This is a genomic window from Flavobacterium bizetiae (assembly GCF_024271895.1).
GTDB classification, from domain to species: Bacteria; Bacteroidota; Bacteroidia; order Flavobacteriales; family Flavobacteriaceae; genus Flavobacterium; species Flavobacterium bizetiae.
Genome location: NZ_CP091861.1, coordinates 1,956,671 through 1,969,283 on the forward strand (window position 1 = coordinate 1,956,671; position 12,613 = coordinate 1,969,283).

Below are 12,613 nucleotides of genomic sequence, written 5' to 3' on the forward strand. Positions count from 1 at the left end.
TTACATTTGTGGCTTAATTATTAAATTATCAATTTTCAAACATAGTATTATGAGCATACCAGCAAATTTAAAGTACACAAAAGATCACGAATGGGTTAGCATCGAAGGAGATGTTGCAACTGTAGGAATTACTCATTTTGCACAAAAAGAGTTAGGAGATATCGTGTATGTTGAAGTAGAAACTTTAGATCAGACACTTGATAAAGATGAGGTTTTTGGAACAGTTGAAGCTGTAAAAACAGTATCTGATTTATTTTTACCTTTAACAGGAGAAATTATTGCTTTTAATGATAGTTTAGAAAGCGCACCGGAAACAGTTAATTCTGATCCTTACGGAGCTGGATGGATGATTAAAATAAAAATTGCTGACGTATCAGAAATAGATTCATTATTATCTGACGAAGCTTATAAACAACTTATAGGTGCCTAAACAATTCCTGTTGCTCTGGGCAATAATATGCTCGGGTATTATTACTTATTTTTGTTTAACAGATTCAAGTAATATTCCTGCCGTAAATTTCCCGAGTATAGATAAAATTGTACATTTTTGTTTTCATTTTGGATTTACAATTTCATGGATTTTGTTCTTCAAAAAAGAACTTAAAGGGAAAGCTCCTGATGATTATAAAGCCTATCTGATTTCGTTTATATTTTCTGTTTTTTTTGGAATTACAATCGAAATCCTGCAAAGTATTTTTACAGTCACAAGAGCGTCTGACGTAACCGATGTTTTAGCCAATGCACTTGGAGCTTTATTTGGAGTATTTACTGCAATAGCTTTTAAAAAGCAAATCGATAAAATATAAGAATATAATTACCCACTTCGGTGGGTTTTTTGTTGCCAAAAAATCAAGCTTTAAAAAGTGTGTTTTTTTCTGAATTTTAAATGTATTTTTGTCGCAATTCTATATCATCATGAATGTTAAGCAATATTTAGACTCGACCTACTTAAAAACTGCCTCGCAAGCCGGACTTTCGGAAGCAGAAAATACTATCGTGGTTAAGAATGCAATTCAGGAAGCGATTGTTGAAGGTTTTAAATTGATAATGATCCGTCCCGAGCATGTAGTTTTGGCTAAGGAAATGATTGTAAAAGCCAATTCAACATTATTAGTGGGTACGGTAATCGATTTCCCGGAAGGAAAAGAAAATCTTGAAGCCAAAATTAAAGAAGCAAATAAAGCCATCGAAGATGGTGCAGACGATCTGGATTTTGTTTGTAATTATGAAGCTTTTAAAAACGGTGAAATTGATTTAGTAAAACAGGAAATCTTAATAGGAACACAAATTGGTTTAGCAAACAATAAAACAGTAAAATGGATTATTGAGGTTGCGGCTTTAACTGATAAAGAAATTATTCAGCTTTCGGCATTGATCAAAAATGTGGTAATGTCCCATTTTAAAGAAGATGATTATACTTCGGTTTTTGTGAAATCATCAACCGGTTTTTATAAAACTGAAAATGATTTGCCAAACGGAGCAACTGTTCCCACTATTATAATGATGTTAGAAAATGCATCGCCCTTGCCGGTAAAAGCTGCCGGAGGAGTTCGATCTTATGATGACGCGATAGAAATGATTCGTTTAGGAGTGAAACGCATCGGAACTTCGGCTGCAAAAGCAATTGCAAACGGAGAAAATACCACAAATCAATATTAAATGAAAACCTACATTTACGTGAATAAGATTCTTCTAATTTTTATTTTAACATTATCTGCCTTGCCGGCTTTTTCACAAGACAATAATTCTTCGGTTAAACAAGGTTTTACATCAGAGCAATTTCCTGTTTTTTCAGGTTGCGAAAATTTACAATCAAAAAAATTAGAGAATTGTTTTTATAAAGAAGTTCAGGATTTTGTTTTTCAAAATTTTCAAGTTCCTGAAAACTTAAAACAATCCAATTATAAAGGCGAAGTAAAAGTGCTTTTTGAAGTAGATGAAAAAGGAGAGTTTAAAGTAATTTATGTAAATGCTGGAAATGATGCATTATCAGAAGAAGCAAAACGTGTTTTTAGAAAATTTCCTAAAATACAACCTTCAACCTACAACGGGAAACCAACCTATTCAAAATATACCATTTCAATAGATGTGCCATTAAAAAGTGCAGATCAAATTGCGGCAGAAGCTTTGGCGGCAGCCCAAATTTTAAAACCAGTAGAAAAACCAATGACAGAACTGGATAGTATTGTATACAAAAAATACAATAATCCAGAGTTCGAAAGTCATTTGAATATACCATTCTCACATAGTTATTATGCGCAATTTGATGGCGCAATGAATCAGGTGGGAAGTAATAATCACACCGCTTCTAAACCTTACACATATGCTGAGGTTTCTAAATATTACAATTTAAAAGCAGTAAACGAATCATTGCAGAAAAATGTTTCAACCTGGTTGGGTAGAAAATTCTGGAACGAAAATCTGGTTCAGATTCAGGGCGAAGATTATTGGCTGGCCTTAAATCCTATTCTTGATTTGCAATTGGGTAAAGCCTCAGATCTTAATGCTTCGTATACGTATGTAAATACACGTGCTTTAAATTTTAGAGGAGGTTTGGGTAAGAACCTTAATTTTACCACAACAGTTTTTGAAAGTCAGGGACGATTTGCAGGATATTATAATGATTATGCTGAAACCTTAAAACCTTCAGGAGGAAATCCGGCAATTATTCCGGGAATGGGAATTGCAAAACGATTTAAAACCGATGCCTACGATTTTCCTTTGGCGGAAGCCAATATTACATTCGCTCCAAGTAAGTTTTTTGATTTTCAGTTAGGATATGGAAGAAATTTTATTGGAGACGGATACCGTTCATTGTTTGAAAGCGACGGTGCAAGTCCTTATCCTTATTTTAAAATCAATACTAATTTCTGGAAAATAAAATATACTAATACTTATATGTGGCTAAAGGATGTTCGTCCCGATGTTACATTAGAGAAAACCTATGCCACAAAATTCATGGCCAATCATTATTTGAGCTGGAATGTGTCGAATAAACTGAATTTAGGATTTTTTGAATCTGTAGTCTGGACAGATACGAACAATAGAGGTTTTGATATTAATTTCGTGAACCCGATTATTTTTTATCGTTCGGTTGAGTTTTCATCATCTTCAAGAAGTGGAAATGCACTTTTGGGAATGTCCGGAAAATACAAATGGAACAACAATGTTAACTTTTATGCGCAGTTTCTATTAGATGAATTTTCAGTATCAGATATGGGAGCTGGAGAAAATAGCTGGAAAAATAAATTCGGATATCAGTTAGGAGCAAAATACTTCAATGCTTTTAAAGTAAAAGATTTATTGTTGCAATTGGAGTACAATCATGTACGTCCTTACGTGTATTCGCACAGTGCTGTAATTACCAATTACGGACATAACAATCAAAGTATCGGACATCAATGGGGTGGTAATTTTGAAGAATTTGTTGCAATTGGCCGTTATCATAAAGGGCGTTATTATGCTGATGCTAAATTTACGATTGGTAAACGAGGTTTAGATTTTGATACAGCAGAAGACAGTTATAATTACGGAGGAAATATTTATAAAAGTTACGACGTAGACAGGCCGTATGATAAAGGCGTAAAAGTAGGGCAGGGAAATAAAACAAATGTTTTTATTGCAGACATTCAGGGAGGTTATGTGGTAAACCCAATGACGAATCTGAAATTTTTCGGAAGCTTTTTATATAGAAATTTTGATCCAACTCAGGAAACTGCAACTACTTTTAAGCAAAGTACAACCTGGTTTACTATCGGATTGCGTTCTGATATCTTTAATTGGTATTTTGATTACTAGTTTTTAATAAGATTTTTCGAAATAATTGTGTTAAAGATTTGCAAGTCCTTATTTTGTAAAGGTTTTATTGAAAAAAATCTAATTTTATAGGTCAGTATTCTACAATCTAATTTGTACATTTGCACCACTCAAAAAAAACAGACAAAATAATTCCGTATTGAACGCTACTAAAAATACATTTTCAATAAAATCAATATTTAACGATTTCAAAGAAATTACCAAGGCTGGTTTAGCGATCAGTGTATTGTTTTCTTCGATTGCAGGATATTTGCTAGGTGTTAATGATGAGCACCCTTTTAAATGGAGTGTTTTGTTGGTTTTGATGATTGGAGGGTATTGCATGGTTGGAGCTTCTAATGCTTTTAATCAGGTAATCGAAAAAGATATCGATTCGTTAATGGATCGAACTAAAAATCGTCCGGTTCCTTCAGGACGCATGTCGCCAAAAATGGCCTTGTTTGTGGCAAGTTTGCTTACCATTATTGGTATTTCATTGTTGTATACCATCAATGCTAAGTCGGCAATGTTTGCTGCGATTTCAATATTTTTATACACAAGCGTTTATACGCCTTTAAAAACAGTAACTTCGTTATCGGTTTTTGTTGGTGCTTTTCCGGGTGCAATTCCTTTTATGTTAGGTTGGGTTGCAGCAACAGGAGAATTTGGTATCGAGGCAGGAACACTTTTTCTAATTCAGTTTTTCTGGCAGTTTCCTCATTTTTGGGCAATTGGCTGGTTTTTGTATGAAGATTATGAAAAGGCCGGAATATTTATGCTGCCAACCGGTAGAAAAGACAGAAAGACTGCTTTGCAGATTATTTTATATACAGTTTGGCTTATTATAGCATCATTGCTGCCGTCTTTAGGGTTTACAGGACAATTATTTATTACGCCAATTGCAGCAATATTAGTGTTTTTATTAGGTTTATGGATGTTGTTTTACGCAGTACGTTTGTATCAGTTACGAACTGCAAAAGCGGCAAGAACATTAATGCTGGTAAGCGTTTCGTATATTTCGTTACTGCAAATAGTATTTATAGTAGATAAATTTTTAAGATAGTTATGGAAATGACAATGACAATGACAAAAGGTGAAGAGCAATTAAGAAAAGCGAAATCAGCAAAACTGATTTTGTTATTTGCAATGGTAAGCATGACAATGATGTTTGCCGGACTTACAAGTGCATTTGTGGTAAGTAAATCCAGAGCCGACTGGTTGAAGAATTTTGAATTGCCAACGGCATTTTATTATAGTACAGCGGTAATTATTGGTTGTAGCTTGACTTTTTACTTGGCAAAAAAAGCCATTCAAAAAGACAACAGAAGCGCAACTACAGCATTACTTTTAGGCACACTGGCATTAGGCGTTTTATTTGTGGTTTTACAGTTTGTAGGTTTTGGACAAATCGTAAAAAGTGGTTATTATTTTACAGGAGAAGGTAGCTCAATTACTACAACTTTTCTTTACGTAGTTACCGTTACACACTTATTACACTTGGCTGGAGGTTTAATTTCACTTTTAATTATAATTTATAATCATTTTAAACAAAAATACAATTCGACTCAAACTCTTGGTATAGAACTAGGTGCGATGTATTGGCACTTTTTGGATTTATTATGGGTATATTTATTTTTATTTTTATATTTCTTTAAATAAGAAAAAAACGTAAATTTGGGAACTTTTTAACGAATATCTTTTATGGAAGCGACAGTTACTACTGCAAACAACGAAAAAACTTGGGGAGGCGGGCATGAGATCCAGCCATTAGGAGCAAGTTATGGTAAAATGATGATGTGGTTTTTTATCGTATCGGATGCCTTGACATTCTCTGGATTTCTAGCAGCTTATGGTTTTTCTAGATTTAAATTTATCGAAACATGGCCTTTGGCTGACGAAGTGTTTACTCACTTCCCATTTATGCACGGTGTTTCGGCTCCAATGTATTATGTAGCCTTAATGACTTTTATTTTGATTTTCTCATCTGTAACAATGGTTTTAGCTGTTGATGCAGGTCATCAATTGAAAAAAACAAAAGTTGCGATCTATATGTTCTTAACTATTATTGGAGGTATTATTTTCGTTGGTTCTCAAGCTTGGGAATGGAAAAACTTCATTAAAGGTGAGTACGGAGCAATTGAGACAGTAGGTGGAAGCTTATTGCAGTTCGTAGATAAAGATGGTAAAAGAGTTGCTCTTGAAGAGTTTGCTGTAAAATTACCGGAACAAAGAGAAGCATTAACAAGAAGCAAGACTACTTGGTTTATGGAAAGTGCTGAAACAGTACCAACATATTCAGTAGCTGAAATTCAGGCTGGTTTTAAAGCACACCCTGATTTATTAATAAGAACAGAGCATCTTACTGAGAAAAAGAAAAAAACTGTTTTGTCAAGAGCAGAATCTGAAGAGCGTTTAGCTACTGCAAAATATGTTGTAGAAGGAGCGAACTTAACAAGAAACGAATACGGAAGTAAATTGTTTGCTGATTTCTTTTTCTTTATTACAGGATTCCACGGTTTCCACGTAATTTCTGGAATTATCATTAACATCATTATTTTCTTTAATGTATTGTTAGGTACTTACGAGAAAAGAAGAAGCTACGAAATGGTAGAGAAAGTTGGTTTATACTGGCACTTTGTCGATTTAGTTTGGGTATTTGTATTTACAGTTTTCTACTTAGTTTAATTTTAGATTTTAATTATTATGTCACACGAACACGTATCAAATACAAAAAGAATCTGGTTTGTTTTTGGATTACTATCAGCAGTAACTACAGTAGAAGTTATACTTGGTATTATTAAACCAGGATCATTAGAGTTTACTCATTTTTTAGGTTTGAATTTGTTAAACTGGATATTTTATATCCTGACAATTTTCAAAGCATATTATATAGTATGGGCATTTATGCACATGGAAGGTGAAAAAAGCAGCCTTAGATGGTCAGTTGTTTCACCGGTTATTTTCCTAGTTTTATATTTATTGTTTATTCTGCTTACAGAAGGACATTATATTTATGGGGTTTTTAAAGATTCTACTATTAAATGGAATTTTTAACATGATATTAATTCGAAAAGAGTCCCGATAACATCGGGATTTTTTTATTTTTGTACCTCAATAACTTCCGGTAATAAAATGAAAAAAAATATAGTTCTCTTTGTACTTTTTGTTTTGCCAATTGTAGCCTATCTGTTTTTTGCTTCTGGTGTAAATAGCTTTACTAAACTTCCAACAATAACTCCTAAAATTGCCGACTTTGGTGATTGGAAATCCCTTAAAGGAGAAAAAGTAACCTTAAATAATAAAATTACAATTCTTGGTTTTTCAGGAACTGAGATTTTAAAAAACAGAGGAAACTTTTTTAATCTAAACGAAAAAATTTATCAGCGTTACAATGGTTTCAAAGATCTGCAGTTTGTAGTGGTTTGTCCGTTAGGTACAGAAAAAGATGCAGAGAAAATTGTAGAATCGCTGGGCGCTTTTACAGATGTTTCGGGCTGGCATTTTGTTTTTGCTTCTCCTGATGATATTAAAGCTTATTACGATCAATTACATCTAAAAGGAAAATTAGATCAAAACTTTGGTACTTCAAATGTTTATATCGTAGATAAAGAGCGAAATTTAAGAGGTCGAAAAGATAAAGACGAATATAAAGAAGGATATAATACTTTTCATCCTTCTGAGTTGAGCAACGAAATGCTTGACGATTTCAAAATTATTCTATACGAATATCGTGCTGCTCTAAAAAAGAACCACAACGCAACAAAAGAACTTTAATCTTTATATCATGTTTAAAAATAAATCATATATCGGAATTTCGTTTATTATTTTAATTTTCGGGATTTATGCTGTGCCTAAAATTGTTGACAGAGTAACAAATGGCGAAGTTGTAAAAGGCAATCGTTTGGATAATGTAGGATCGAAAGATTCTAAATCTGATGCAAAATTGATAAAAATTGGACCAGCACCTAAATTTGAATTAACAAATCAGGATAATGTTAAAGTGTCTAACGAAACCTATAAAGGCAAAGTATACGTTTTGGAGTTTTTCTTTACCACTTGTCCGTCAATTTGTCCAAAGATGAATTTAAGCATGTTAGAGATCGAGAAAACTTTTTTTGGAAATCCTAACTTCGGAATCGTTTCGATTACGATAGATCCTAATCATGATACGCCACAAGTTCTAAAAGAGCACGCAAAATTATTAGGTGTAAAATCTTCTAACTGGAATTTTCTAACGGGTGATAAAGCTACTATCATGGATTTATCGAATAAAGGTTTTAATCTTTATGCCGGAGAAAATGAAAAAGTAAGCGGTGGTTTCGAACATTCAGGTTTATTTGCATTGATTGATAAAGATGGAAATATTCGTTGCAGAAAAGATGAATTTGGTAATCCGAACATTTATTACGACGGACTGGATAAAAAAGGAGTTAGAGACATTCAGGAAGATATTAAAATATTATTAGCAGAATAAAAATGGAAGATCATTCATTAGAAAAAAAGTATAGCAAACTTATTGTTGCAGTTTCAATTATTATCCCGGTAGTAGTAGCCATTTTATTTGGAGTTAAATTGAAAGATTTTGGTGTTAATGTAGAGCCGCTTTCGTTTTTGCCTCCAATTTATGCAACAACAAATGGTATTACGGCTATTGTTTTAGTTTGGGCTGTAATTGCTATTAAAAACGGAAAACAAAAACTTCACGAACGTTTAATGACTTTTGCCATTGCATTATCAGTAGCGTTCCTGGTAATGTATGTAGCGTATCATATGACTGCTGATTCTACTAAATTTGGAGGAGAAGGTGCAATACGATATATCTATTTCTTTATTTTAGTAACACATATATTGCTGTCTATTGCTATTATACCATTGGTATTAATAACATATGTAAGAGCTCTTGCAAAGCGTTTTGACAGGCACAGAAAAATAGCTAAAATAACATTTCCACTTTGGCTGTACGTTGCAGTTACAGGCGTAGTGGTTTACTTAATGATTTCTCCTTATTATGCAAGTTAAAAATAAAATCCAAAGTTCAAATTCCAAAATCCAAAAGGTAATTTTTGGAATTTTATTTTTCTTTATTGGAATTTCAATGAATGCCCAATGTGCGATGTGTCGCGCGGCACTTGCAGGAGATTCGAATACTAAGAAAGCTGAAGCTGTAAATAACGGAATTGTTTATTTGATGGTGATTCCTTATTTGTTAGTGGTGGTAATTGGGATTCTTGTTTATAGAATGTACAAATCGAAATCAAAAAAAGCAGAATAATTATATTCTGCTTTTTTTTTGTTCTTATTTTAATCCGTCTACCGAAACATTTACAGTTCCGTTAATCTTTATAAAAGCGATAATCGCCTGATTGGTCAGCTGGATTTTATCAAACTGAATGTCTTCCATTTTTCCGTTTACGAAAACACCCGGCATTGGCGAATAGTTTTTAAGATAGTTGGCCATTGTTTTTTTGCCTTCTTCTAAATTGGTCTGAATAGAGTAGCGACAGCTTTCTTCCATCTTTCTTAAGATATAACCTTGACCCAGCCAGCTTGCAGTTCTCATTAGCTTGCTTTTTGTATCTAAAACATAATCAAGTTTTTCAAAATAAATTTCTTTTGTCTGAGGATTATATTGTGGTATTCCGTTTAAGTAAAGCGTTCCGTTTATTGATCCTAAAACATCCAGGGCAATAACCATTTTGCCGTTTTTGTGCCAGATCGAAACATTTTTTACTGTTATCTTTTTGCCGCCGGAACCAAATTCCTGTCCTGCAAAATTTTTGGTCATAATCTTTGAAGCATCAATATAAGTTGAAATTGCCGCAATATTCGCCGAGATCTGATTAGGGATTTTTGTTACCGGTTTCAATACAATTTTACTGGCGCTAAATTTAGATTCAGGTTGTTTTCCCACAATAGTTTCCATATTGCATTTCATTCCCATGTCTAATAAAAACAAATCATTTTTAAGTTTAGCATTCGTAGAATAAATTTCAACAGGAACAATTCTTAACCAGCTTTCATAAGTATCACTCATCTGAAATGGCGTACATATTTTTTCTAATGCTGTTAAAACATTCGGTTTAAAATCCATTGATTTTTCAATCGCTTCGTCGATTTTCTTTTCAATTTTAGATTTGAAAATAGAAATTGCAGGATTTACTAAATACGTAATCGGCATACTTTTTCCAAATACCATCATTGTTGGGCTTTCATTCCAGTCTAAAGATTTGAATTCGGTTTTTGTATTTAATTTCCAATTCGTCAAAGCCACTTCGCTCGATAGAGTGATTACTCCGTTTAGGTTAAACTCTCTAACGTCGTATAGCTCTACCCCAAGTTTTTTTGTTCCTATTCGGTACTTAATAGTTGCTTTTAGAGGCAGGATTGTTTTTATTTTTTTGTCCGGATTGGCTGGATCATTCTGAATTTTTATCGGAGCCTGTTTCCAGATCTTCATTTCGATGTCATCATCATCAATATTATTATCTTCATAAATTAAGCCATTCAACAAAGAATTGGTTTGATTTTGAATGTCGCTAAGTTTTACCGTGATGGGTAAGTTGATAAACGACGGATTTGCATCGTAAACTAAAGGGCTGGCGTCATCCGGTTCTGGTTTTAGAGTTTCAAGTTTTTGAGTTGTAGAACAACTGGTTATAGCGGTAAGTACCGTAAACATTGAGATAATTGAAAAAAACTTCATCGTTAAGATTCTTTTAAGTGATGCAAAATTAAGAAAACAATTATATTATCTTAAAAAAGTGTAACAATAGATAGATAATTGAGTCTTATTGTAATAACTAAACGGAATTATTAACGTTTTCTTACCATAAATTACTTATAAAAAATGTTATTATTGTTTTAAAATTTAACAATACCATGATCGAAATCAAAGATTTACACAAGTCCTATAAAATGGGAAGTTCAGAATTGCATGTGTTAAAAGGGATTAATTTTAATATCGAAGAAGGCGAGTTAGTTGCGATTATGGGATCGTCCGGATCGGGAAAATCGACACTATTAAATATATTAGGAATTCTTGATGAAGCAGATTCAGGTAGTTATATTTTAGATAAAACGCCAATTAAAAATCTAAACGAAACGATTGCTTCAAGATATCGAAATAAATTTCTGGGGTTTGTGTTTCAATCTTTCAATTTAATAAATTATAAAACAGCACTTGATAATGTTGCCATGCCTTTATATTATCAGGGTATAAAGAGAAAAGAACGTTACGAGATTGCAATGAAATATTTAGAGAAAGTAGGCTTAGGCTCGCATTCGCATCATTTACCAAATGAACTTTCAGGAGGTCAGAAACAACGTGTTGCCATAGCAAGAGCATTAGCTTCAAATCCGAAGGTTTTACTGGCAGATGAGCCAACAGGAGCTTTGGATACAAAAACTTCTTATGAAGTGATGGAACTTATTCAGGGAATTAACGATGAAGGCAAAACCATTCTGATCGTAACACACGAACCTGATATTGCTGCAATGTGCAAAAGAAATGTGGTCCTGAAAGATGGATTAATTATCGACGATAAAAAAGTAGAACAAGTTAGAGCGTCATCTTATGTTTAATATTGAACGTTGGCAGGAAATATTTGAGGCAATCTCTAAAAACCGGTTAAGAACATTTCTTACCGGCGTTTCTGTAGCTTCAGGAATTTTTATTTTAGTGATTTTGCTTGGTGCCGGTAAGGGGCTTCAAAACGGAATTCAGAAACAATTCGAACAAGATGCCGTTGGTATTATCGTAGTTTGGTCAGGTACAACTACAAAACCACACAAAGGATTGAATCCGGGAAGACAAATTCAGTTTAGAAACGGTGATTATAATGCATCTGTACAGAAATTTGAAGATAAATTAGATTTAAGAGCTGCAAGTTATAACTTCTGGGGAGGTGCTTTTTCATACGGTAAAGAATCAGGAAGTTATCAGTTTAGAGGAGTTGATCCTGATTTTTCTGGTGTTGAAAATGTTACTGTAGTCCAGGGGCGTTTTATAAATAGTAGTGACCTTGCTAATAATGAAAAAGTAGCTGCTATTGGGATGAAGGTAAAAACAGATTTATTTAAAGACAGTGATCCTTTAGGTAAAGAAATTTTAATTAATAATGTCAATTTTAAAGTAGTAGGGGTTTTTACAGATCCGGGAGGAGAAAGAGAAGAAGCCAGAGCGTATTTGCCTAAAACAACCGTACAACGTGCTTTTGGAGGTGGAGATAAAATAAGTAATTTGTTTTTTACCTTAAAAAAGACAGACGATTATGATCAGGCCCTGGCGCAATCTCAAAAATTTACTCAGGATTTAAAGGATTTGCTTAAAAGCAGAAATACAGTAGCACCTAATGATGATAGCGGTGTTGGGGTGTATAATTCTGTAGAAGAAGGAAAGAAGTTTTATGATTTAAATCTTTATATCCGATTGTTTTTCTGGTGGGTAGGTATTTGTACTATAATTGCCGGAGTTGTAGGTGTAAGTAATATCATGCTTATTATAGTCAAAGAACGAACGAAAGAAATTGGAATTAGAAAGGCTTTAGGGGCTTCTCCATTTTCGATTATTTCGATGATACTTCACGAATCTATTTTTATTACCACTATCGCAGGTTTTGTTGGATTGCTGGCAAGTTTATTATTGTTAGAATTGGTTGGTCCGATGGTTCAAAGTGAATATTTCAGAAATCCTGAAGTAGATTTTAGTGTCGCGTTAACGACATTGGCACTGCTTGTTTTTGCAGGTGCAATGGCCGGATTTTTCCCTGCATACAGAGCGGCCAAAATTAAACCTATTGTAGCACTTAGAGACGAATAA

15 protein-coding genes are annotated in these 12,613 nt (G+C 33.4%); 14 read left to right on the plus strand and 1 reads right to left on the minus strand.

The window, feature by feature from the left end:
• Positions 1-49: 49 nt before the first annotated feature.
• From gcvH to L0669_RS08635, 12 genes are all read left to right on the plus strand, one after another.
• On the plus strand, positions 50-430 hold the full coding sequence (gcvH, locus tag L0669_RS08580) for a glycine cleavage system protein GcvH (protein ID WP_263762775.1): 381 nt from the start codon (positions 50-52) through the stop codon (positions 428-430).
• Between the two features lie 10 nt (positions 431-440).
• Entirely contained in the window at positions 441-806 is a 366-nt protein-coding gene (locus tag L0669_RS08585; RefSeq protein WP_263762776.1) for a VanZ family protein, read from the plus strand.
• A gap of 109 nt (positions 807-915) precedes the next feature.
• Complete coding sequence (gene deoC, locus L0669_RS08590; RefSeq protein ID WP_263762779.1) at positions 916-1,659, plus strand: deoxyribose-phosphate aldolase; 744 nt, start codon at positions 916-918, stop codon at positions 1,657-1,659.
• Positions 1,660-3,798: an energy transducer TonB gene (locus L0669_RS08595; RefSeq protein WP_263762781.1), complete on the plus strand. Its 2,139-nt coding sequence runs from the start codon at positions 1,660-1,662 to the stop codon at positions 3,796-3,798. It abuts the gene before it with no gap.
• Between the two features lie 157 nt (positions 3,799-3,955).
• Positions 3,956-4,858 carry a heme o synthase gene (cyoE, locus tag L0669_RS08600; RefSeq protein ID WP_173971037.1) on the plus strand — a complete coding sequence of 301 codons (903 nt, stop codon included), beginning with the start codon at positions 3,956-3,958 and terminating at the stop codon, positions 4,856-4,858.
• A gap of 8 nt (positions 4,859-4,866) precedes the next feature.
• Positions 4,867-5,454, plus strand: coding sequence for a cytochrome c oxidase subunit 3 (locus L0669_RS08605; RefSeq protein ID WP_173971047.1), 588 nt, complete (start codon positions 4,867-4,869; stop codon positions 5,452-5,454).
• Between the two features lie 42 nt (positions 5,455-5,496).
• Positions 5,497-6,480, plus strand: a complete 984-nt coding sequence (locus L0669_RS08610; RefSeq protein WP_173971036.1) for a cytochrome c oxidase subunit 3 — start codon at positions 5,497-5,499, stop codon at positions 6,478-6,480.
• Between the two features lie 18 nt (positions 6,481-6,498).
• A complete protein-coding gene (locus L0669_RS08615) occupies positions 6,499-6,849 on the plus strand; it encodes a cytochrome C oxidase subunit IV family protein (RefSeq protein WP_173971035.1) in 351 nt (116 codons plus the stop codon).
• A 78-nt stretch (positions 6,850-6,927) separates the two neighbouring features.
• Positions 6,928-7,569: a hypothetical protein gene (locus L0669_RS08620; RefSeq protein ID WP_263762783.1), complete on the plus strand. Its 642-nt coding sequence runs from the start codon at positions 6,928-6,930 to the stop codon at positions 7,567-7,569.
• 10 nt (positions 7,570-7,579) lie between these two features.
• On the plus strand, positions 7,580-8,269 hold the full coding sequence (locus L0669_RS08625) for an SCO family protein (RefSeq protein WP_263762786.1): 690 nt from the start codon (positions 7,580-7,582) through the stop codon (positions 8,267-8,269).
• Between the two features lie 2 nt (positions 8,270-8,271).
• Positions 8,272-8,814 (plus strand): DUF420 domain-containing protein, encoded by a 543-nt coding sequence (locus L0669_RS08630; protein ID WP_263762788.1) that lies wholly within the window; start codon positions 8,272-8,274, stop codon positions 8,812-8,814.
• Positions 8,815-8,890: 76 nt separating this feature from the next.
• The gene (locus L0669_RS08635) at positions 8,891-9,067 is read left to right on the plus strand and encodes a hypothetical protein (protein ID WP_341849981.1); all 177 of its coding nucleotides are present in this window, start codon (positions 8,891-8,893) and stop codon (positions 9,065-9,067) included.
• A 24-nt stretch (positions 9,068-9,091) separates the two neighbouring features.
• On the opposite strand, the gene L0669_RS08640 is transcribed toward L0669_RS08635, so the two are convergent.
• Positions 9,092-10,498 (minus strand): DUF4403 family protein, encoded by a 1,407-nt coding sequence (locus L0669_RS08640; protein ID WP_263762792.1) that lies wholly within the window; start codon positions 10,496-10,498, stop codon positions 9,092-9,094.
• A 176-nt stretch (positions 10,499-10,674) separates the two neighbouring features.
• Between L0669_RS08640 and L0669_RS08645 the strand changes: the two genes are divergently transcribed.
• Both L0669_RS08645 and L0669_RS08650 read left to right on the plus strand, forming a co-directional pair.
• On the plus strand, positions 10,675-11,376 hold the full coding sequence (locus L0669_RS08645; protein ID WP_078008681.1) for an ABC transporter ATP-binding protein: 702 nt from the start codon (positions 10,675-10,677) through the stop codon (positions 11,374-11,376).
• Positions 11,369-12,613 (plus strand): ABC transporter permease, encoded by a 1,245-nt coding sequence (locus tag L0669_RS08650; protein ID WP_173971029.1) that lies wholly within the window; start codon positions 11,369-11,371, stop codon positions 12,611-12,613. Before L0669_RS08645 ends, L0669_RS08650 begins: the two co-directional genes overlap by 8 nt.